The sequence below is a fragment of the Bradyrhizobium sp. 87 genome, assembly GCF_023073015.1.
Classification (GTDB): domain Bacteria; phylum Pseudomonadota; class Alphaproteobacteria; order Rhizobiales; family Xanthobacteraceae; genus Bradyrhizobium; species Bradyrhizobium canariense_D.
This window is the reverse complement of sequence record NZ_JADPIQ010000128.1, coordinates 243,111-261,836: the sequence shown is the minus strand read 5'-3', so window position 1 is coordinate 261,836 and position 18,726 is coordinate 243,111. Positions and strand designations below refer to the sequence as shown.

24 protein-coding genes and 1 tRNA gene are annotated in these 18,726 nt (G+C 63.9%); 8 read left to right on the top strand and 17 right to left on the bottom strand.

Annotated elements, in window-relative coordinates:
* Positions 1–17: 17 nt before the first annotated feature.
* The gene (locus IVB50_RS32640; RefSeq protein ID WP_018453104.1) at positions 18–230 is read right to left on the bottom strand and encodes a hypothetical protein; all 213 of its coding nucleotides are present in this window, start codon (positions 228–230) and stop codon (positions 18–20) included.
* Between the two features lie 316 nt (positions 231–546).
* Here IVB50_RS32640 and IVB50_RS32635 point away from each other — a divergent pair.
* A tRNA-Thr gene (locus IVB50_RS32635) sits at positions 547–621 on the top strand.
* 824 nt (positions 622–1,445) lie between these two features.
* Here IVB50_RS32635 and IVB50_RS32630 read toward each other — a convergent pair.
* Entirely contained in the window at positions 1,446–2,000 is a 555-nt protein-coding gene (locus IVB50_RS32630) for a DUF4440 domain-containing protein (protein WP_026232462.1), read from the bottom strand.
* Positions 2,001–2,076: 76 nt separating this feature from the next.
* Here IVB50_RS32630 and IVB50_RS32625 point away from each other — a divergent pair, with 76 nt between their 5' ends.
* Positions 2,077–3,027 carry a LysR family transcriptional regulator gene (locus IVB50_RS32625; RefSeq protein ID WP_018453102.1) on the top strand — a complete coding sequence of 317 codons (951 nt, stop codon included), beginning with the start codon at positions 2,077–2,079 and terminating at the stop codon, positions 3,025–3,027.
* A gap of 212 nt (positions 3,028–3,239) precedes the next feature.
* On the opposite strand, the gene IVB50_RS32620 is transcribed toward IVB50_RS32625, so the two are convergent.
* From IVB50_RS32620 to IVB50_RS32600, 5 genes are all read right to left on the bottom strand, one after another.
* Entirely contained in the window at positions 3,240–3,569 is a 330-nt protein-coding gene (locus IVB50_RS32620; RefSeq protein ID WP_085361134.1) for a hypothetical protein, read from the bottom strand.
* A 132-nt stretch (positions 3,570–3,701) separates the two neighbouring features.
* Positions 3,702–4,178 (bottom strand): cyclic nucleotide-binding domain-containing protein, encoded by a 477-nt coding sequence (locus IVB50_RS32615; protein ID WP_018453100.1) that lies wholly within the window; start codon positions 4,176–4,178, stop codon positions 3,702–3,704.
* Between the two features lie 195 nt (positions 4,179–4,373).
* The gene (locus IVB50_RS32610; protein WP_026232461.1) at positions 4,374–5,003 is read right to left on the bottom strand and encodes a ferric reductase-like transmembrane domain-containing protein; all 630 of its coding nucleotides are present in this window, start codon (positions 5,001–5,003) and stop codon (positions 4,374–4,376) included.
* Positions 5,004–5,014: 11 nt separating this feature from the next.
* Positions 5,015–5,518, bottom strand: a complete 504-nt coding sequence (locus IVB50_RS32605; RefSeq protein WP_018453098.1) for a twin-arginine translocation pathway signal — start codon at positions 5,516–5,518, stop codon at positions 5,015–5,017.
* A 135-nt stretch (positions 5,519–5,653) separates the two neighbouring features.
* Entirely contained in the window at positions 5,654–6,076 is a 423-nt protein-coding gene (locus IVB50_RS32600; RefSeq protein WP_018453097.1) for an MgtC/SapB family protein, read from the bottom strand.
* Between the two features lie 232 nt (positions 6,077–6,308).
* Between IVB50_RS32600 and IVB50_RS32595 the strand changes: the two genes are divergently transcribed.
* Positions 6,309–7,304, top strand: a complete 996-nt coding sequence (locus IVB50_RS32595; protein ID WP_026232460.1) for an LLM class flavin-dependent oxidoreductase — start codon at positions 6,309–6,311, stop codon at positions 7,302–7,304.
* Between the two features lie 54 nt (positions 7,305–7,358).
* On the opposite strand, the gene IVB50_RS32590 is transcribed toward IVB50_RS32595, so the two are convergent.
* Genes IVB50_RS32590 through IVB50_RS32565 form a run of 6 tightly spaced genes read right to left on the bottom strand, consistent with a single transcriptional unit; the run spans position 7,359 to position 11,964 of the window.
* Positions 7,359–8,234 carry an amidohydrolase family protein gene (locus IVB50_RS32590; RefSeq protein ID WP_018453095.1) on the bottom strand — a complete coding sequence of 292 codons (876 nt, stop codon included), beginning with the start codon at positions 8,232–8,234 and terminating at the stop codon, positions 7,359–7,361.
* 13 nt (positions 8,235–8,247) lie between these two features.
* Complete coding sequence (locus tag IVB50_RS32585) at positions 8,248–8,640, bottom strand: RidA family protein (RefSeq protein ID WP_018453094.1); 393 nt, start codon at positions 8,638–8,640, stop codon at positions 8,248–8,250.
* A 25-nt stretch (positions 8,641–8,665) separates the two neighbouring features.
* Positions 8,666–9,469 carry a 2-oxo-hept-4-ene-1,7-dioate hydratase gene (hpaH, locus tag IVB50_RS32580; protein ID WP_018453093.1) on the bottom strand — a complete coding sequence of 268 codons (804 nt, stop codon included), beginning with the start codon at positions 9,467–9,469 and terminating at the stop codon, positions 8,666–8,668.
* Positions 9,470–9,472: 3 nt separating this feature from the next.
* On the bottom strand, positions 9,473–10,333 hold the full coding sequence (locus IVB50_RS32575) for a fumarylacetoacetate hydrolase family protein (RefSeq protein ID WP_018453092.1): 861 nt from the start codon (positions 10,331–10,333) through the stop codon (positions 9,473–9,475).
* A 44-nt stretch (positions 10,334–10,377) separates the two neighbouring features.
* Positions 10,378–10,995, bottom strand: a complete 618-nt coding sequence (locus IVB50_RS32570; RefSeq protein ID WP_018453091.1) for a flavin reductase family protein — start codon at positions 10,993–10,995, stop codon at positions 10,378–10,380.
* 3 nt (positions 10,996–10,998) lie between these two features.
* Positions 10,999–11,964: a tripartite tricarboxylate transporter substrate binding protein gene (locus tag IVB50_RS32565; RefSeq protein ID WP_026232459.1), complete on the bottom strand. Its 966-nt coding sequence runs from the start codon at positions 11,962–11,964 to the stop codon at positions 10,999–11,001.
* A gap of 131 nt (positions 11,965–12,095) precedes the next feature.
* On the opposite strand from IVB50_RS32565, the gene IVB50_RS32560 reads away from it, so the two are divergent.
* From IVB50_RS32560 to IVB50_RS32545, 4 genes are all read left to right on the top strand, one after another.
* Positions 12,096–12,896: an IclR family transcriptional regulator gene (locus tag IVB50_RS32560; protein WP_247299243.1), complete on the top strand. Its 801-nt coding sequence runs from the start codon at positions 12,096–12,098 to the stop codon at positions 12,894–12,896.
* An 81-nt stretch (positions 12,897–12,977) separates the two neighbouring features.
* On the top strand, positions 12,978–14,273 hold the full coding sequence (locus IVB50_RS32555; RefSeq protein ID WP_018453089.1) for an O-acetylhomoserine aminocarboxypropyltransferase: 1,296 nt from the start codon (positions 12,978–12,980) through the stop codon (positions 14,271–14,273).
* Positions 14,274–14,277: 4 nt separating this feature from the next.
* Positions 14,278–15,060, top strand: a complete 783-nt coding sequence (locus IVB50_RS32550; protein ID WP_018453088.1) for an alpha/beta hydrolase — start codon at positions 14,278–14,280, stop codon at positions 15,058–15,060.
* 67 nt (positions 15,061–15,127) lie between these two features.
* Entirely contained in the window at positions 15,128–15,631 is a 504-nt protein-coding gene (locus IVB50_RS32545; RefSeq protein WP_018453087.1) for a DUF6496 domain-containing protein, read from the top strand.
* Here IVB50_RS32545 and IVB50_RS32540 read toward each other — a convergent pair whose 3' ends face one another.
* Positions 15,632–15,835 carry a hypothetical protein gene (locus tag IVB50_RS32540; RefSeq protein WP_018453086.1) on the bottom strand — a complete coding sequence of 68 codons (204 nt, stop codon included), beginning with the start codon at positions 15,833–15,835 and terminating at the stop codon, positions 15,632–15,634. It abuts the gene before it with no gap.
* On the opposite strand from IVB50_RS32540, the gene IVB50_RS32535 reads away from it, so the two are divergent.
* The gene (locus IVB50_RS32535; protein WP_247299241.1) at positions 15,834–16,007 is read left to right on the top strand and encodes a hypothetical protein; all 174 of its coding nucleotides are present in this window, start codon (positions 15,834–15,836) and stop codon (positions 16,005–16,007) included. The genes IVB50_RS32540 and IVB50_RS32535 overlap by 2 nt on opposite strands.
* 326 nt (positions 16,008–16,333) lie before the next feature.
* On the opposite strand, the gene IVB50_RS32530 is transcribed toward IVB50_RS32535, so the two are convergent.
* From IVB50_RS32530 to IVB50_RS32520, 3 genes are read right to left on the bottom strand one after another with little or no spacing between them, the layout of a single operon-like run.
* Positions 16,334–16,945, bottom strand: a complete 612-nt coding sequence (locus IVB50_RS32530) for a pyridoxamine 5'-phosphate oxidase family protein (protein WP_247299239.1) — start codon at positions 16,943–16,945, stop codon at positions 16,334–16,336.
* Between the two features lie 22 nt (positions 16,946–16,967).
* Positions 16,968–17,564 (bottom strand): phosphonate metabolism protein/1,5-bisphosphokinase (PRPP-forming) PhnN, encoded by a 597-nt coding sequence (gene phnN / locus IVB50_RS32525; RefSeq protein WP_018453085.1) that lies wholly within the window; start codon positions 17,562–17,564, stop codon positions 16,968–16,970.
* Positions 17,561–18,715 (bottom strand): alpha-D-ribose 1-methylphosphonate 5-triphosphate diphosphatase, encoded by a 1,155-nt coding sequence (locus tag IVB50_RS32520; protein ID WP_247299237.1) that lies wholly within the window; start codon positions 18,713–18,715, stop codon positions 17,561–17,563. The genes phnN and IVB50_RS32520 overlap by 4 nt, the downstream gene beginning before the upstream one ends.
* Between the last annotated feature and the right edge of the window lie 11 nt (positions 18,716–18,726).

Genomic DNA, 18,726 nt, shown 5'->3' with positions numbered 1-18,726 from the left:
CATGCACTCCAAAAATTCTAGTCGCCGGTCTTGCCGGCTATCTCGCCGGCGGCCCCCTCATCTAGGGAACCATCTTCATTCTGCGAGGGGTCGGTGCTTGCGGCGCGTTCGCGCGCCTGCATCTTCCGCCGCTTCAGGTTTTCGCGCAGCGCCGATTTGAGCCGGTCGTCGCGGAACGCCCTCGCCTGTCTGGAGTCCTGCTTCGTGCTCTTGTCGTTCTCGTCTGCCATCACCGGTCCATTACAGCGATCGGCGATAACATGCCCGAGGAATAAGGCGGCTCAAGAGGCCCGCGCGATCCGATCGTGCGAAAATCGAAATGGATCGAATCCGGCGTATCGGGCAACTGGCCAGTTGGGTGGGGATATCGGAACCTATTCCGCGGAAAGTCGGCCGTTTCGCGCCAGAACAGGCATTTTGGCCCCGATATCGACCCGTTTTTATCGCTTTGGCGGAGCTAGCAAGCTTGCACAGGAGGGGGCCTTGTGGCAGATATCGGCCCGCTTGGTAGGCCCCTCGTGGCGGCCGATTCTTATCCCAGCACATGCTGCCGTAGCTCAGTGGTAGAGCACTCCATTGGTAATGGAGAGGTCGACAGTTCAATCCTGTCTGGCAGCACCATTCCCTCGCTCAAATCACACATGAAACAGCCTTCTCGCGGCATGAGATGCCCGAGTTTTGCTTCTACCTTGACCCTCCTCTGTGAAGAGGCGCAGGGAAGACCGGGTGCCGGCTTAGCACCCGCGGTCCGCTGCGCGAAAATGTAGCGCAAAAAGACCGCACAGCAGCATACAGGTGACGCCGAACACTCGGCCTTCCCTGCGCAGTGGGTTGACGGCTTATGCCGCGCTCTCCCCGGCGACGAGTTCCTTTTTGTCACCGTCGCCTTGCGAATTGACGATGCATTGAGACCCGGTTGAGCCTCGATCCATCTCCGCAAGGCTTGACCGTAGCAACGACGGCCAGGACCACACGATTTTGCCGTACGCAGCGATCCGGCTTCGCCAAGAGGCTCGCCGGACACAGGCGCCGTTCGTCCGCACGCAACAGGACCTCACGAGGTTCATCTCGCCCTGGTTCCGCCTTCGCGTGCCCGACACTGCCGCGTCCACCGCCCCCCGACCCACGCACGTTACGACGGACGATCGCCCCTCTCCCTGGACCGGGATGGCGGATTGATACTGCGATTCCGAATTTCGGTAAAGTGGAATATTTTTGTGGGGGAGGGTTGACGAGATTTTGCAGGAGAGAGGTGTTTTGCCCGACGGGTCAGATTTGCCTGCCTAGCGCGCGCCTAAGCACGTATATCGCCCAACCTATGGAAGGGGATACAAGCCGACGTCGAGCAGACTTCCGCTATGGGGCCAAAAGGGGAAGTGGACCTGCATGTAATGCAGTCTTCGGCGCAATCGATCCTTCTTCTGATAAGACGCCAGTTGCCGCGGTCATTCATCCTTACGTCCGCCGCGAGCAATCGTCGCCGCCTCCTGCAACGTAACGCCATGAACCAGCGGGTCTGCGTGGCGATGGACTAACTGCCATTCAGAACCGTCCTTGCGATAGATTTCCGTAACTCGGAGCGACCAGTCTTGTTTTGGTAAGCTCCCGACTTCGGCATATTGCCGCTCGACCATGACGAGAACGACCAGCTTGTCCGATGCATAGGTTTGCACGACCTCCAAGGTCGTCTCACCGTTCTTGAAAAACTGGGATAGCTTCGCCAAACGTTCAGGACTTGCGTCGAACCCGTGGCTAGTTGGGCCGCCGAATGGTTGCATTAACGTGAAGTCACTGGCGATGCGAACAAGGGCCAGCCAACGATCCATGTCCCCGCGCATGAAGGCCGCGTTTTTCGCAGCGGCGCGCTCGATAAGGTGAGCGACGTCGTCACTGGCAGCCACACTAGCGCAAAATCGAGGGGTCAACGATGCCGCAGCGACTGTCGTGATCGCGGACCGCCGTGACAGCGTTCCTGGCCAGTTTGCATGGTGTTTGGTCATTTCAGCTCCTGTGGCTAACGTTGCGCAATCCATGGAGCTTTCAGAGACATGAATCCAGTGATATAACCTCAGCAATATGCTGAACCACATTTCCTTGTCAAAAGTCGATCTTAACTTGCTGCTGGTCTTCCACACTGTGCTGGAGGAGAGCCACGTGGCGCGAGCGGCTAGCCGCTTGAACATCACCCCTTCTGCCGTAAGTCATTCACTTGGGCGGCTACGGCATCTATTTAATGACCCCCTGTTCTTACGGACGCCGAAGGGTGTTGTGCCGACGGAGCGTGCGCTGGAACTCGGCGAGCCAGTAGCAGATATCCTTTCTCGCGTAGGGCGCGTATTTGCTTCAGCTACGCCCTTCGACGCGACTACAAGTAGCCGCCGTTTTTCCATTGGCGCTCCTGATGCGATCATGGACACGGTGATGGGACCATTTGCGGGGCGGCTCAGGAGAAAGGCACCCCGTGCCGACCTGAGCTTGATCCATCTGATGCCAGGGAGGCATGCAAGCGCTGTGGAGCACCCTTGGCGGTCAAGCCTGGAGAAGCTGGAGAAGCGCGAAATCGACTTGGCCATCCTGCCCCTGGGCACAGTGCCAACCCGCTTCCAGGCAAGAAAGCTTTACGATGAGTGTTTCGTGGTCGCAATGCGCAAGGGAAACGGATTCGCCCGCGCACCAACGATTGCTGCATTCTGCAGAGCACAGCATCTTCTTGTGTCGCTCGACGGCGATCCGCGAGGTTTTGTCGACCAACTCCTGGAGAAGCGCGGCCTCCAGCGCCGCATTGTCCTGACCGTGCCCACCTTTATGATGGCACTCACGCAAATTTCAAACTCGGACTTGATAGCAACATTGCCGCGCCGTCTCGTCGAGAGATACGCGGCTCGTTTCGCGCTGCAATTGGTTGAGCTTCCTTTGAAGCGGAAGTCCGATGCAATCATGGCCATTACGACCAAGGCAGCAATGATGGATGCGGGCATTGCGTGGTTGACGGAAGAAATCGCCGCTGAGGTTGGCTCCCTCAGCTGAGGATGTCTCTTATATTCCTTAAAGCACATTTTAGGCCTGTGGGGCCTTAGCGAACCTCAACTTCCCCGCGACCGCCGCTTCGGGGTCACTTGCGGGCATCGCCCGAGCGAGAGCTCCAGTCAGTTTTGGCCAGGAATTGCATAGCATTGCTCGGTGACGAAGCATGATGGGTTTCGCAAGTGCTCTACCCATCCTACGCGAGCTGACTGGATCTACCGCCGACCACGTCGCCACGAGGCCCCGATCAGCCAGAACACGAACCGGACAAACAGGATCGCGGCCGTGATCTGGATCCAAAGGAAACCACCGAGTTCGCGCAAGACAATTTCGGCCTGAGCGCCCCAATAACCAGGAAGCGCATCGCCGACAGCTTCAATAGCGTGCGTGCCTGTTCGCAGGGCCCATCGGACCCACTCAGGCTTGTAAAAGAGCGTCGCGCCGAGCAGAATCCAAGTCAGAAAAGCAGTGCTGACTCTGAAGGAGTGCACCTTGGCGTGGTGCTTGAACGCCGCGAACCGTCCATTATCTCCGGCTTGAGCCATGTTAGTTTCCTATTCGAAGCCTACGGTGCCGGGGAGTTCGTAGGATGGGTACAGCGAAACGAAAATCCATGGAAGATTTGCGCGGTGACGAGACATGATGGGTTTCGCTTCGCTCTACCCATGCTACGCATGTCAACTCTCGTCACCCACCTGATGCCCCGCTAACCGATCGTCTGAACGGCGCAGCCGTCGGCATAGCTCGCGATTGATGTTTTGCAGGACGATCACATAGGTGTGGATATCGGCCTTGTAGCAAGCGTAGAGCTTCTGGGCGGTCAGCTCGTAAAGCACGGTCGGACTCTCCGCGACCACCGTGGCGGATCGATTTTGCATTTCAATCAGCGTCATCTCACCGAAGAAATCGCCGGGCTCCAGAACGGAAATCGGGATGACGTTGCCCGCATTCGCCCGCTTGCTCACCGCCAGCCGGCCGGATTTGACGATGAACAGCGAGCGTCCGGGCTCGCCCTCCGTCACGACGGTTGCTCCGGTATCAAATCGGCACTCAACCAGCATCGACATCAGGAGGTCGAGACTTTGATCCGGGATACCGCCGAAGAACGGTGTGGCGAGCAGGAATGCTCTCAGGTCGGGGACACTGACGGCCATCGCGCGAGGATAATCTTGACCGCCTTCCCGGGCAAGCGGAGCCGATACCAGCGGTAACGACGCCGAACGTGTTGGAACAAGGGGGTCAGCGAAAGTTTCGGAGCTCGTAGGCTGGGCGAAGCGAAGCGTGCCCACCAACCACCATTGATAGATAGATGGTGGGCACGGCGCTACGCGCCTTTGCCCACCCTACGCTTACGGCCGCGCAATGCTGCTATCGCGCAACGTCCGCCTTCTCCAGAGATCAACCATCACCTTGACGGTCGCCGCCAGCACAGCTGCGCAAAGCGCAGCCTTCGAGATCGTCTCCATCGTCCCCTCGATCAGCAGGCAATGGGCGACGCTGCCTGCGACGATGACGATCGCGAGGGGAATATGGACGATGCGCCACGTGCGCAACCGCAATCCCAGCCGCCGGCGCAGCAGAGCCAGGAGCGCAACAATGAAGATGGCCCACATGGCGGTCACGCCGAAGGGGGAGAACGGTGTCGGTGACGTATAAGTCAGGGCGTCGATCATGTCGGGCGGGCTGGTGATCCAGAGGCCGGCGACGTGGATCACCACCGCCAGAGCCAGCGTGCCGCCGATCCAGTGGTGGGCGCGCCGGCCGCGATAGGCCGACAGTCCCGGCAGATATCCGCCGATCAGCAGGGGCTGAGCGAGCACGAGACCGAGCGCAATGATGCCAGCGAAGCCGGCGAGGATGTAGACCGGGCCGCGCCATGTGAGCTGTTCGCTTCCCGCAGCGAGCGCGATCGGCACGCCGATGGCCAAGGCAAGGGCGATCCAGATCAGGGGCGCCCGGGCCGATCTCCGCCCCTTCATCTCCAATGCGATCAGGCCGGCTGCAGGACGAAGTGCGCCTCGAGGCTGGTTTCCTTTGCGCTCCGCATTATCGGCCGCAGGAAGACGGTTTTGAATTCACCGCTGTCATAGGCGAGGTGGCCATGCGGCTGGCCGAAGATGGGAATGATCTGCGGCATTTCGAGCCGGAACTTGCCGTCCTTGTCGGTGAGCGTGGCGCCATGACTCTGCGGCTCGTGCTCCTGGCCTTCGACCGTGTGCGCCCAGATCTGGATGCGCTGCCCGGCCAAGGGAGTCCCGTCGCCGGCGCGGCGCACGGTGCCGCTCATCCAGAAGCCACCCTTTCCGATCCGCTCCACGATCGCCGCGCCCTTGCGGTAGTTGTTCGCCCCGCCAGACATCGTCTCGGTCGGTGCGAGGCCGTCCGCGCGTGCAGGCAACAGCAGGCCGGGGACGCCGGTCGCCAAGAGCCCGGTTGCGAGGATCGAGCCGCCCGCGGCGAGGAGGCTCCGGCGATTGAGTACGACCGTGGTCATGTCGGTTCCTCCTGGCGAGCGTCCAAAGGCTCAGTGAGTGTACAAGAAAACGCGCCAGACGCACAGTTGGGCCGGGGGACGCAGCGGGTCGCGATGACGTTGTTGTGAACGGGGTGCAGGCCGCTCGCACATGCATCAGTGATCGTCTTCTTCCTTGACCAGCGTCAACAAGCGAAGCGTCAGGAACGTGAATACGGCGACCGTCACCGCGACATCAAAAGCGCCGAGCCCGACGGAGACGCCGATGGCGCCGGTCGCCCAGAGGCTCGCGGCCGTCGCGGTCCCCTGCACCGAATTCCCCTGCTTGAGAATTGCGCCACCGCCGATGAAGCCGATGCCGGTGATGAGGCCCTCGATCACCTTCGCCATTCCGTCAGGCGAATGCACGAGCAGGCTTTCGCTGGCCTGCACGAAGCCGCAGCTTGCCATTGCGACCAGTGGAAAGGTGCGCAAGCCCGCGCTTCGCGCCCGCTTCTCGCGGTCCCAGCCAATGGGAACGGCGAGTGCGAAGGCCGCAGCCAGCGCAACGACATGAACACCAATGTTGAATCTGTCCAAAGAAAGCCCCCGAAATGAAAATCGTCGCCGTTGATCAAACCGGCCGGCAACGCGGCAATGCGGCCCGCGGTTTCCATACAGGCGAATTTGCCGCATGCAGCGCAGCGATGGCCCCGTCTCCGCGCGATGGAGCCGCCGGCGCAGCACCATGATCGTTTCGGCTGGTATTCCTGCGACCGGCTCCTACATGTCGAGTCCACGTTACCACCGCACGCTCCATCCGGACCCTTCCATGATCCCCTTCTCCGTGCTCGACCTCGCGCCCATCCGCCAAGGCGGCGATGCGTCACAAGCGTTCCGCAATTCGCTCGATCTCGCGCAGCATGCGGAGGGCTGGGGATACAAGCGGTTCTGGCTGGCCGAGCATCACAACATGACGGGGATCGCGAGCGCGGCGACGTCGGTGGTGATCGGGCATATCGCGGGCGGGACGAAGACGATCCGGGTCGGGTCCGGCGGGATCATGCTGCCGAACCATTCGCCGCTCGTCATCGCCGAGCAGTTCGGCACGCTGGCTTCGCTCTATCCCGGGCGGATCGATCTCGGGCTCGGGCGGGCACCGGGCACCGACCAATTTACCGCACGCGCCCTGCGGCGCGACCTCGCGACGAGTTCGGAAAACTTTCCGCAGGACGTGCTGGAGTTGCAGGCGCTGCTCGGCGACGTGCAGCCGAACCAGGCCATCCGGGCCGTGCCGGGCATGGGGACGAAGGTGCCGCTGTGGATCCTGGGATCCAGCACCTTTGGCGCGCAGCTCGCAGGGATGCTCGGCCTGCCGTTCGCGTTCGCTTCACACTTCGCACCGCAAATGATGATGCCGGCGCTGCGGGAGTATCGGGCGCGGTTCGAACCCTCGACGCAGCTCGACAAGCCCTATGCGATGGTCGGCGTCAACGTGTTCGCCGCCGACAGCGACGCGGACGCGCAGCGCATGTTCTCCTCGCTGCAGCAGCAGTTCATCAATCTGCGCCGCGGCACGCCCGGCCCGCTGCCGCCGCCGGTCGACGACATGGACGCGCTGTGGTCGCCAGCCGAGAAGGCGATGGTCGGCCAGTCGCTGTCGTGCTCGGCGGTCGGCACGCCTGACATGGTCGAAGCGAAGCTGAAGGCGCTGATCGCCGACACCGGCGCGGACGAGCTGATGACGACGGGGCAGATCTACGACCACGCCGCACGGCTGCGCTCGTTCGAGATCGCAGCCGGGGTAAGGGACCGGTTGGCGGGGTGAGCGGGTGCGATTGTTGCGACGGTGAAGCTGCGCTCGTGGCAGGCCGTGAGCGCCCTAATCCGGAAAGCCGAACAGCTTGGCCGGATTGTGCACCAGGATCTTCTCCAGCGTCGACTGGTCGGGCGCGTAGCGGTACATCAACTCCAGCAGATCGGCGTCGTTGGGCGGCTGCTTGACCGAGACCGGGTGCGGCCAGTCGCTGGCCCAGACGCAGCGGTCGACTGCTGCCTCGATATAGGCACGCGCGATCGGGATGACGTCGTCGTAGGGCGGCCCGAGCTTCGAGGACTTCTCGCCGAGCGACAGCATCACCCAGAAATTGCCCTTGCCGAGCAGCTCCAGCATCTTGCGCAGGTTCGGATCGTTCCTGCCGGCTTCAGGATCGGGCCGTGCCATGTGGTCGATCAGCACGGGCACGTCGAGATTCTCGTATTTGGCGACGCTGGAGACGATGCCGTCCTTCTCGGGCTGGATCTTGACGTACCAGCCGAGCTCGCGGATGCGCGCAATCGCGCGGGCAAAATCGGCATCCGACAGCACAGCGCCGAGCTCCTGGCGGAAGCTGAAGCGCGCGCCGCGGACCCCAGCATCATGCAGCTTGGCAAGATACGAATCGTTCGCCTCGGCGAACACCAGCGCGTTGGCGCAGCCGCGATAGTTCGGGCCCATCGCGGCGAGACCGTCGAGCACGACGGCATGGTCGGCGCCATACGTCGTGGTCTGCACGATGATGCCGCGCTCGATGCCGAGCGTCTTGTGCACGCGCAGCGCCGCCTCCCAGGTCGCGGTCGGCATCCGATAGGCAGCACCGGGACGCTCCGGATATTTGTCGAGGGGGCCGAGCACGTGAAACTGGCTGTCGAGGGATTTGGGCGGCGGCCCCTTGACCGGGCGGCGCGGGTTCGGGTCGAACGGAAGATAGGTCGGCATGCGCAAAACTCCCTCAGTCGATTACGGCGGTGAAGTCGCACTGCACCAGCGCGCCGCCGTCCATGTTGTCCATCGGCAGCGCGTGGCGCGCCGGGCGCGAATGCTCGTCCGGAAACATCTTCAGCCACTCGACATTGACCGGGCCGCGCTGCGTACGGTCCTTCAGCCACACCGTCATCTTGATGATGTCGTCGGTGGTGCCGCCGGCAGCCTCGACCGTCGCCTTCATATGCGCGAACATGTTGGCACATTGCGCCTCCAGGCTCTCGGGCATCGCACCAGTCGCATCGCGGCCGAGAATGACGCCCGACATCACGAGATTGCCGATGCGGCAGGCGTTCGGAATCGGGTTGGCATGCTTGAAGCCGCCGATATGGATGCTCTTGCGCCGCGTGTGACCGGTCATGATGCGCTCCCTTTCATGTGTTGATTCAGACGAACTGGCACGACACCGAGCCGAACGCGCCATAATCGGCATGAAACGTGTCGCCGCGGCGAATGTCGACCGGACGCGTGAACGATCCCGCCAGCACCACCTCGCCGGCGGCCAGATGCTCGTCATGCGGCGCGAGGCGGTTGGCGAGCCAGGCAATGCCGTTGGCGGGATGGTTGAGCACGCCGGCGGCAAGCCCGGTTTCCTCGACCTCGCCGTTGCGGAACAACAGCGCGCCTATCCAGCGCATGTCCGCGTCCATCGGACGGAAAGGCCGGCCGCCAAGCACCAGCGCGGCGTTCGCCGCGTTGTCCGAGATCGTGTCCATGACCTTTCGCGCCTTGCCCGTTTCGGGATCGACGCGGTGCATGCGCGTCTCCAGGATCTCCAGCGCCGGGGTGACGTAGTCGGTGGCGTTGAGCACGTCGAAGATGGTGCAATCGGGCCCGCGCAGCGGCGCCTTCAGCACGAAGGCGAGCTCGACCTCGATTCGCGGCGCCTGGAAGCGGTCGAACGGAATCGGCGTGGCGTCGGCATAGAACATGTCGGCGAACAGCACGCCGTAATCGGGTTCGGAAATGCCGACCGCGTTCTGCATCGCTTTCGAGGTCAGGCCGATCTTGTGGCCCTTGATGACCCGGCCGCGTCCGAGCTGGAGTCTGGTCCAGGCGCGCTGAACGGCATAGGCATCCTCGATGCTGAAATCGGGATGGTCTTTCGAAAACATCGTGATCAGCGTCTTGGTGCGTTCGGCTTCGTCGAGCCGCGTGGCAAGACGTTCGATCGTGGCAGTATCCAGCATGACCTATTGCTCCGCCGCGACGGTGTTGCGCAGCACGCCGATGCGGCTGGATTCGACCTCGACGACGTCACCGACTTTGAGCCAGCGCGGCGGGTCGAAGCGGGCGCCGGCGCCGGTCGGCGTGCCCGTCACGATCATGTCGCCGGGCTTGAGGGTTGCGAAGGTCGAGAGATAGGAGATCAGGAAATCGAACGGGAACATCAGCCGCTCGGTGGTGTCCTGCTGCCGCACCTCGCCGTTGACGCGCGTGACGATGTCATGAGGCCCGCGCGGATCGAGCTCGTCCGCGGTGACGATCCACGGACCGATGCTGCCGGAGCGGTCGAAATTCTTGCCCTGCGTGACGTTGAACTTGCCGTGGCGGAGCCAGTCGCGGATCGTGCCCTCGTTGCACAGCGTCATGCCGAAGATGTGCGCCCAGGCCTTTTCGCGCGGAATGTGGCGGCCGCCCTGGCCAATCACGATGACGAGCTCGCCTTCATAGTCGAGCTGCTCGGAGACGTGAGGCTTCTCCAGCGGCTGGCCTGAGCCCGTCATCGAGGACATGCTGCGCACGAACAGACTGGGATATTTGGGCAGGTCAGAGCTGTCCTTATACTCCGCATTGCGCTCGGCGTAATTGACTCCGATGCACCAGAGCTTTTCCGGCGCCAGCACCGGCGGAAGCAGCACGAGCTCTTCCAGCGCGTAGTCCGGCTTTTGTCCGGCGACGGCTTCCTGCGCGTCGGCCAGCGCGTTGGCTGCGATCAGCGCCCTGACATCGGAGAAGTCGCGGCCGATCCGCCGGGTCAGATCAACGACGCCGCCTTCCATGACGGCACCGTAGCGCGGCTCTCCGTCCACGAGATAGCTTAGGAGTCGCATGGTCGTTCTCCAATGGTCTTGGGGCGCGCGCGGGGGCGGCGCGCTCAGTCTTTCGATTTGGGAGTCTGGAACACGCCGTGCAGCGTCACGATCTCGCCGAGCCGGGCGTAGCGCGGCCCGCCGATGCGCGCGATCGGATCGAGCGCGACGGTTTCGACCTTGCCGTCGTTCACGAGGCCGTCGCGGAGGTGGAACATCACGACTTCGCCCACGATGAGACGGCTGCGGGCGTCGCCGAATTCGAGGCACTGCCGAAAGCGGCACTCCATCGCAACGGGTGCAACGCTGAGCCGCGGCACCTTGATGCGCTCGCTCGGGAGCGTCTCAAGGCCGAGCTCCGCGACCTCGCTGATCTCGGGCGGATGCTCGACCGATGAGTCGTGCACCGCCTGCATCAGCGGGGTATCGGCGATGTGGATCACGTATTCCTCGGTATCGAGGATGTTATGCGCGGTGTCCTTGTAGTCCGCGCCCTTGCGGCCGACGCTGATCGCGAGCATCGGCGGCTTCTGCGAGACGAAGGTGAAGGCGCTGAACGGCGCGAGGTTGAGCACGCCTGCGCGCGACAGGCTCGTCACCCAGGCGATCGGACGCGGCACCACGATGCCGGTCATCAGCCGGTAGATGCGCTCGGCGCCGAGCTCGCTGGGGTCGATCCGCATCGATCAATCCGCCTTGATGTTGGCCTTGCGCACGATCGGAATCCATTTGGCGTCCTCGCGCGCGAGATAGGCCTTGAATTCGTCGGGCGTCATCGCGACGGCTTCACCGCCGAGCTTCTCGAACTTGTCGACCACGGCGGGGTCCTTCAGGATCGCGGTCAGTGCCTCGTGCAGCTTGTCGATCACGGGCGCCGGCGTGCCTGCCGGTGCGAACAGGCCGGTGAAGGTCTGGCCGTCAAAATCCTTGTAACCAAGCTCGGCGAAGGTCGGCACGTCGGGCAGCGACTTCAGGCGGTGCGGGCTGGTGACGGCCAGCGCCCGGAACAGACCGGCCTTGATGTGCTGCAGGCTGACCGTGAGCTGGTCGAACGCGAACTGCACCTGCCCGCCCAAGAGATCGTTGACGGCAGGCGCATTGCCGCGATAATGCGCGGTGACCCATTGCAGGTCGAGGCTGGACTGCATCAGCTCGCTGAGCAGATGATTGGTGGTGCCGGGGCCGGGCGAGGCCATCGTCAGCTTGCCCGGCTCGCGCTTGGCGAGGTCGATGAATTCCTTGAAGGTGGTCGCCTGCACCGACGGATGCACCTCGAGCACCAACGACGTCATCGAGATCGTCGTGATCGGCAGGAAGTCCTTCTTCCAATTGTAGGCGTCGCGCTTGTTGATTTCGGTCGCGAACAGCACCGGGCCGTTGGCGCCGACGAACAGCGTGTAGCCGTCGGGCGCGGATTTCGCGAACGCCTCGCCCGCGATCATGCCGCCGGCGCCCGCCTTGTTCTCGATGATGAAGGGCTGGCCGAGCTTTTCCTGGAGCTTGTCCGCGATGATGCGCGCGGCGCTATCGACATTGCCGCCGGCCGGATAGGGCACGATCAGCTTGACGTTGCGCGCCGGCCATTGCTGGCCCGACGCCGGTCCCGTCAACATCGCCGCTGCGGCAGCTAGGGCAATCCAGATTAATCGCATGTTAACCTCCCGGCGGCGCTTCCAATTTTACGTCGATTTGCCTGACGTCGTACACGGCATGTCGATTCGGAGCGCAATCTCCAGATGGGCGCTTTACCTGTCGAGTGAATTGTGGCGTTCTCGTCCATATTATGGACAAGACGACTTCCGCGAAATCCACCCGCCGCATCACGGGACCGCGACAGGGCGCGCAGGCGATCCGGCGCGCGCTCGCGGTGCTGCGCATCCTTGCCGCAGGCCGCGAAGACGGCGTGCTGCTGGCCGAGGTGGTGCGGGCGACCGGCCTCACCCGCCCGACCGTGCACCGCATCGTCCACGTGCTGATCGAGGAAGGCATCGTCGAACGGCATGACCGGACCGGCCGCTACGCGATCGGCAACCAGGTGCCGGAGCTCGCGCTCGCACGGCCTCGGCCGTCGCGGCTGCTGATCGCGGCAAATCCGTCGCTGCAACGCGCCTCGGCCGAGATCGGCGACACGCTGTTCCTGACGGTGCGGACCGGCAACGACACGCTGTGCGTTGATCGCCGGATTGGCGTCTATCCGATCCAGGTGCTGTCGATCGAGGTCGGCGCGCGCCGACCGCTCGGCGTCTCCAGCGCAGGCGTCGCCATCCTCGCCGCGATGCCGGCGCAGGACGCGCGAAAAATCGTCGCAGCCAACGAGAAGAGACTGGAGGCCTACCGGACCGATGTTGCGACGGTGCTGGGCCAGGTCACCGCCGCAAGACGGCTGGGATACGGCATGAGGGAAATTGGTCTCGTGCAGGGTACGAAGTCGATCTCGACCTGGATCGAGACCCCGGACGGCCGTCCCGCTGCCGCGATGACCGTCTCCGCCGTTCGCACCAGGCTCGGCCCACGACGCGAACAGGAGGTCGCGGAGATCCTGCTGCGGGAGGCGCGGATCATCGGGCAGGCGATCCGGGGTTAGACAACGCTGTCAATGGGCTGACGCAGCGCGCCATTTTATGGCACAAGAGCCGCCTCCGCCGACCGAGCAACGAGGCCCCGCATGCCCGCGCCAAAACCGCCTGCCTTCGAGACCCTGAGCCTGCATGCGGGCCAGCATCCGGATCCCGCGACCGGCGCCCGCGCGGTGCCGATCTACCAGACCACGTCCTACGTGTTCCAGGATTCCGATCACGCCGCCGCGCTGTTCAATCTCGAACGCGCCGGCCACATCTATACGCGCATCTCCAATCCGACCACCGGCGTGCTGGAAGAACGGCTTGCGGCGCTGGAAGGCGGCGTCGGCGCGATCTGCACCGCGAGCGGCATGGCGGCGCTGCATCTGGCCATCGCCACGCTTCTGAACGCCGGCGACCATATCGTGGCATCGAGCTCGCTCTATGGCGGCACCATCAATTTGCTGGCGCACACGCTGCCGCGCTTCGGCATCACCACAACGTTCGTCAAGCCGCGCGATCTCGACGCGTTCCGCGCGGCGATCAAGCCGAACACGAAGCTGATGATCGGCGAGACCATCGGCAATCCCGGGCTCGAGGTGCTGGACATTCCGAAAGTCGCTTCGATCGCGCATGACGCGAAGATTCCGCTGCTGATCGACAACACCTTTGCCACGCCCTATCTCAGCCGTCCGATCGAGCTCGGCGCCGACATCGTCATGCATTCGGCGACCAAATGGATCGGCGGCCACGGCATCGCGATCGGCGGCGCCATCGTCGACGGCGGTCGTTTTGACTGGCGCTCATCCGGAAAATTCGGCGTGCTGACCGAGCCCTATGGCGGCTATCACGGCATCGTCTTCGACGAGCAGTTCGGCACCGCCGCCTTCATCATGCGCGCGCGTACCGAAGGCCTGCGCGATTTCGGCGCTTGTCTATCCCCGACCAACGCGTTCCAGCTGTTGCAGGGCGTCGAGACGCTCGGGGTGCGCATGGACCGCCATATGCAAAACACCCAGCTCGTGCTGGAAGCACTGAAGTCCAACAAGGCCGTGGATTGGGTGCTGCATCCCTCGCTGGAAGATCATGCGGACTACCAGCTCGCAAAACAATTGCTGCCGCGCGGCGCCGGCTCGATCGTCTCCTTCGGCATCAAGGGCGGGCGGCCCGCCGGCCGCAAGTTCATCGAATCGCTGCGCATGATCAGCCATCTCGCCAATGTCGGCGACGCCAAGACGCTGGTGATCCACCCCGCCTCGACCACACACCAGCAGATGGACGCCGAGCAGCTCAAGGCCTCCGGCATCGGCGAGGAGCTGGTGCGACTCTCGGTCGGCATCGAGACCGCAAGCGACATCGTCGACGATCTCACCCAAGCGCTGCGCATCTCGCAAAAGGTCTGACACCATGAAGCTCTCCGTCAACGGCGCCGAGGTGCTGGTCGCAACCGGCGGCCGCGACTTCGACAGATCCCTGCCCGCGGTCGCCTTCCTCCACGGCGCCGGCTTCGATCATTCGACCTGGGCGCTGCACACGCGCTGGTTCGCCCATCATGGCTTTGGCGTGCTGGCGCCGGATCTGCCCGGCCACGGCCGCTCGCCCGGACCTTCGCTCGGCAGCATCGCCGAGATGGCCGACTGGACGGCGGCCCTGCTCAATGCGGCCGGAGTGACGAAAGCGCATCTGATCGGCCATTCCATGGGCTCGCTGATCTCGCTGGAGACGGCCGCACGTCACCCCGACAAGGTTTCCGCGCTCAGCCTGATCGGCACGGCCGCGACCATGACGGTCGGCCCGGATCTGCTGAAGGCGGCCGAAGCCAATTCGCAGGATGCAAACGACATGGTCTCGATCTGGGGCCTCGGCTTCAACGCCGAGCTCGGTGGCAGCCTCGCACCGGGCCTGTGGATGCATGGCGGGGCGCAGGCCGTATTGAAACACTGCGAGCCGGGCGTGCTGTTCCGGGATTTGTCGGCCTGCAATGCTTACGCGAATGCGCTGCAAGCAGCCGCAAGCGTGAAGGTGCCCACGACGCTCATCCTCGGCGAACGGGACATGATGACGCCGGTGAAGGCCGGCAAGGCACTTGCCGCCGCGATCCCGCATGCGAAGACCGTCGTGGTGCCCGGCGCGGGCCACATGATCATGGCCGAACGCCCGGATGAGTTGTTGGCTGCGCTCCGGAACTGACAGGATCAATCATCCATCTTGCGCGTTGCGGTCAGATATCCCTGTGAAGATCGAGGGAACAGGACCCATGCCAAGACAGGAAGTCATTCGCAAAGCCAGGCAAGACAAGCGTGCCGGTAAATCGGCAAGCACGCAGGCCGGCGAATTCGTCAAGGACCAGATCGACAAGATCCGCAAGGGCAAGCATGGCGCCCGCTCGACGAAGCAGGCCATTGCCATCGGTCTCTCCGAAGCGCGCCGCGCCGGCATCGATCTGCCGCCACCGCGCAAGGAAAGCGTCAAGAAATCGACGCGACGCAGCGCCAAATATGCCTACGAGGTCGGTCAGGGCAAGCGCACCCCGAAGCGCCGGCCGCGCGTGTCGCAAGCAGTCGAAAAGGTTTTGAAGAAGGAGCCGCGCTCGACCGCCTCGCGCAGTGCACTGTCGAAGCAGGGCAAACGTGCCGCGAGCCGGCGAACGGCCGCGTCGCGTTCAGCCGCCGCGCGCAAGGCGAGCCGCACCAAGGGCGCCAAGGCCCGCTCCAGCGCCGCAAAGAAGGCGGCACGCACCAGGGCGCGCCGCCGGAGCTGATCAGTTCGCGCGCCGGCCCCGCTCGGAGAATACCGCACGGGCGGCGCGCTCCGCCTCGCGCGCCGAGCGGAACTGGCGGCCTTCGAGGCTGTCGAACAGACGCTCGGAGGAGAAGAAGCGGAAGCCGCGCGTATCCCTCGTGACGATGCCGGCGGCGCGGTCGTGGATCTCGATGACGTAGGCATTCGATTGAGTTCGGGACATGACTGCTCGTCCGCCGGGTCTCGGCGTTCCTGTCTTTGGATTTGCTTCTTGGGATTTGCTGGGTGAGGTGCTGCTAGGAGGCGGCGGTCAGCAACAACAACATGCGCCGGTGGCCGCCGAGAAACAGCGGCGCGTCATGCACGCATGCATGTCATTGTTACTGCGCGGGTGATCGGTTCTCATATCGCGGCTTCGGCTCGAAGGAGCAGTGTCGATGCGTCGAATATCGAGCGTTTAGCGCGAACGGTCAATGAAATGTCTATCCATAATTGCGATGAGCGCGCAGGGGCGCGTCTCCGGGTGCGAGCGCCGACAAACGAATTCATCTCGCGATGAGTTCTTCCTTCTCCCCTTGCGGGAGAAGGTGGCGCGAAGCGCCGGATGAGGGGTTTGCCTCCGCGAATCCTCAAGAGAGTCGCACGCGGAGAGAGACCTCACCCGTCTCGCCGCTACGCGGCGAGCCACCCTCTCCCGCAAGGGGAGAGGGGAAGAACGAACTCACCACATCGTCGCGGCCGCACGCTCCGGCCAGGCGCGATCATACTCCGCGCCGCCGACCTTGTTCTCGCTCATCTCGGCGAGGATCTGGCCGGGCGTCGGCAGCGTCTTGGGGTCGATGCGCTTGTCGGGATTCCAGAGATCGGAGCGGACGATGGCGCGGGCGCACTGGAAGTAAATTTCGTCGACCGTCATCACCATGACGCTGCGCGGCGCCTTGCCGTCGACCTTGAACGAGGCCAGCAATTCGGAATCGATGGACAGATGCGCCCGGCCATTGGCCCGAACCGCATTTCCGGAGCCGGGGATCAGGAACATCAGCGATACCCTGGGATCGCGCACGATGTTGCGCAAGGAATCGACCCGGTTGTTGCCGCGGCGATCCGGCAGCATCAGCGTCTTCGGGTCATGAATGCGGACGAAGCCGGAGAGATCGCCGCGCGGCGAGCAGTCGATCCCCTCGGGTCCGATGGTAGCGAGCGCGGCGAACGGCGCCTTTTCGATGAAGACGCGATAGAGCGGGGTGACGTGGTCGGCGACTTTCACGATCGATGCGTCGTTGGTGACGCCGTAGATGGCCTCCAGCTGCTCGACCGTTTCGATCACCGACATTCCAGTCTCCTTGTTGTGCGGGCTATTCGTGCCAGCCCTGGTTCCTGATCACGCGCAGAAGCTGGCGGCCGTGATACTCAGCGCTGCCGGCGTTGAGGATGGTGACGTCGGCCTGAGTCGATGCGTCGTCGACGCTGCGCGTCAGCCGTTCCGCGATATTGCCGTCGCTGTGCCGGGCGCGAGCGGCAAGCCGCTGCGCCAGCACATCCGGAGGCGCCGTGATCGCGACCACCACGACGTTTGCATAGGTCTGGCGCAGCACGCCGATCACCGTGCGCGAAACATTGGCCACGACGGCGCGTCCGGCACGAATATCGTCGTTGAGGTCGAGCGGCAGCGCGTAACAATGCCCATGCGCCTCCCAATGCACGGCGAATTCGCCATGCTCGCGCGCGCGACGGAATTCGTCAGGGCTCACCGCAATATTGTCTTCGTCGGCCGAGGATTCCCGCGTCACGACACGGCGCGGGAAGACGATGTCGTGATCCTCGATGCAGGCTGCCCGCGCCAGCCGCAGCAGCGTGTCCTTGCCGGCACCGCTGGGACCGACCACGAGCACGAGCCGCCCGGGCCCGATCGCACCCGTTGTCTTTCCCGCCACGGTGACGGCCTCGCTCATGCGACACGGCTTCCTTCGCGCCAGACGCTGCGGACCGCGGGGACGCGGCCCGCGACATGCACGCGGATCAGATCGGCACGCTTGCCGATCGCGATCTCGCCGCGGTCGGACAGGCCGACTGCCTCCGCGGGCGCCTTCGTCACGGTGCGGATCGCCGCCGGAAGAGTGATGGCGGGCACGTGCTCGGGCAAGTGCAGCGCGGCCATCAGAAGGCTCGAGGGGATGTAGTCCGACGACAGGATGTCGAGCAGGCCCTCGCGGGCGAGATCGACCGCGGCGATATTGCCGGAATGCGAGCCGCCGCGCACGACGTTCGGCGCGCCCATCAGGATGTCGATGCCGGCCTCGTGCAGGCCGCGCGCGGCCTCCAGCGTGGTCGGAAATTCCGCCACCGAAACGCCATCGCGCACGGCGTCCACGACGTTCTCCTCAGTGGTGTCGTCATGGCTCGCCAGCGGGATCTTGTACTTGTGGGCCAGCGCCACGATCTCGCGCATGTTGGTCGCGGCATAGGCCTTCTGATATTCGAAGCGCTTCGCGAACAGCTCGTCGAGCTCGGCGTCGGTCTTGCCGCCGCCCTTACCGCGATAATAGTCGCGCAGCTTGCCTTCGTCCCGGAACTGGCGCTGGCCGGGGGTGTGGTCCATCAGCGACATCAGCCGCACGTCGGGACGGTCGATCAGCTCCCTGGCCTCCTCGACCACGCTCGGCATCGGGATTTCGCAGCGCAGATGCAGGAAGTGATCGGCGCGGAGCAGGTCAGCATCGCGAGCGGTCGTGATTGCGGCGGCAAGCGTGCCGGCGCGGCCGTCGACTTCCTCGGCGCCATCCTCGCGCCAGACCCGGAGCGAGTCGAACACCGTCGTGATGCCTGATGTCGCGAGCTGGCCGTCATAGGAGACGACGGCGGCGACTGGATTCCAGAACACTTTTGGTCGCGGCACGTAATGCGCCTCGAGGTGATCGGTGTGGAGCTCGATCAAGCCGGGCATGATCAGATCGCCGCCGGCATCCTCTGCCCCCGCGGGCGCCCTGCCCTCGCCGATCTCGGCAATGCGTCCATCGGCGAGGGCAAGCCAGCCCTGCTCGATCACCCGTTCCGCCAGCACGATCCTGGCGTTGGCGATCACGATGTCCTTCTTGGCGTTCATGTCCATTTCCT

Bases quoted from the DNA above. Each gene is read 5' to 3' on its own strand.
- IVB50_RS32640 (WP_018453104.1), bottom strand. From the start codon at position 230: ATGGCAGACGAGAACGACAAGAGCACGAAGCAGGACTCCAGACAGGCG.
- IVB50_RS32630 (WP_026232462.1), bottom strand. From the start codon at position 2,000: ATGACCAAACACCATGCAAACTGGCCAGGAACGCTGTCACGGCGGTCC.
- IVB50_RS32625 (WP_018453102.1), top strand. From the start codon at position 2,077: ATGCTGAACCACATTTCCTTGTCAAAAGTCGATCTTAACTTGCTGCTG.
- IVB50_RS32620 (WP_085361134.1), bottom strand. From the start codon at position 3,569: ATGGCTCAAGCCGGAGATAATGGACGGTTCGCGGCGTTCAAGCACCAC.
- IVB50_RS32615 (WP_018453100.1), bottom strand. From the start codon at position 4,178: ATGGCCGTCAGTGTCCCCGACCTGAGAGCATTCCTGCTCGCCACACCG.
- IVB50_RS32610 (WP_026232461.1), bottom strand. From the start codon at position 5,003: ATGAAGGGGCGGAGATCGGCCCGGGCGCCCCTGATCTGGATCGCCCTT.
- IVB50_RS32605 (WP_018453098.1), bottom strand. From the start codon at position 5,518: ATGACCACGGTCGTACTCAATCGCCGGAGCCTCCTCGCCGCGGGCGGC.
- IVB50_RS32595 (WP_026232460.1), top strand. From the start codon at position 6,309: ATGATCCCCTTCTCCGTGCTCGACCTCGCGCCCATCCGCCAAGGCGGC.
- IVB50_RS32590 (WP_018453095.1), bottom strand. From the start codon at position 8,234: ATGCCGACCTATCTTCCGTTCGACCCGAACCCGCGCCGCCCGGTCAAG.
- IVB50_RS32585 (WP_018453094.1), bottom strand. From the start codon at position 8,640: ATGACCGGTCACACGCGGCGCAAGAGCATCCATATCGGCGGCTTCAAG.
- hpaH (WP_018453093.1), bottom strand. From the start codon at position 9,469: ATGCTGGATACTGCCACGATCGAACGTCTTGCCACGCGGCTCGACGAA.
- IVB50_RS32575 (WP_018453092.1), bottom strand. From the start codon at position 10,333: ATGCGACTCCTAAGCTATCTCGTGGACGGAGAGCCGCGCTACGGTGCC.
- IVB50_RS32570 (WP_018453091.1), bottom strand. From the start codon at position 10,995: ATGCGGATCGACCCCAGCGAGCTCGGCGCCGAGCGCATCTACCGGCTG.
- IVB50_RS32565 (WP_026232459.1), bottom strand. From the start codon at position 11,964: ATGCGATTAATCTGGATTGCCCTAGCTGCCGCAGCGGCGATGTTGACG.
- IVB50_RS32560 (WP_247299243.1), top strand. From the start codon at position 12,096: ATGGACAAGACGACTTCCGCGAAATCCACCCGCCGCATCACGGGACCG.
- IVB50_RS32555 (WP_018453089.1), top strand. From the start codon at position 12,978: ATGCCCGCGCCAAAACCGCCTGCCTTCGAGACCCTGAGCCTGCATGCG.
- IVB50_RS32550 (WP_018453088.1), top strand. From the start codon at position 14,278: ATGAAGCTCTCCGTCAACGGCGCCGAGGTGCTGGTCGCAACCGGCGGC.
- IVB50_RS32545 (WP_018453087.1), top strand. From the start codon at position 15,128: ATGCCAAGACAGGAAGTCATTCGCAAAGCCAGGCAAGACAAGCGTGCC.
- IVB50_RS32535 (WP_247299241.1), top strand. From the start codon at position 15,834: ATGACTGCTCGTCCGCCGGGTCTCGGCGTTCCTGTCTTTGGATTTGCT.
- IVB50_RS32540 (WP_018453086.1), bottom strand. From the start codon at position 15,835: ATGTCCCGAACTCAATCGAATGCCTACGTCATCGAGATCCACGACCGC.
- IVB50_RS32530 (WP_247299239.1), bottom strand. From the start codon at position 16,945: ATGTCGGTGATCGAAACGGTCGAGCAGCTGGAGGCCATCTACGGCGTC.
- phnN (WP_018453085.1), bottom strand. From the start codon at position 17,564: ATGAGCGAGGCCGTCACCGTGGCGGGAAAGACAACGGGTGCGATCGGG.
- IVB50_RS32520 (WP_247299237.1), bottom strand. From the start codon at position 18,715: ATGAACGCCAAGAAGGACATCGTGATCGCCAACGCCAGGATCGTGCTG.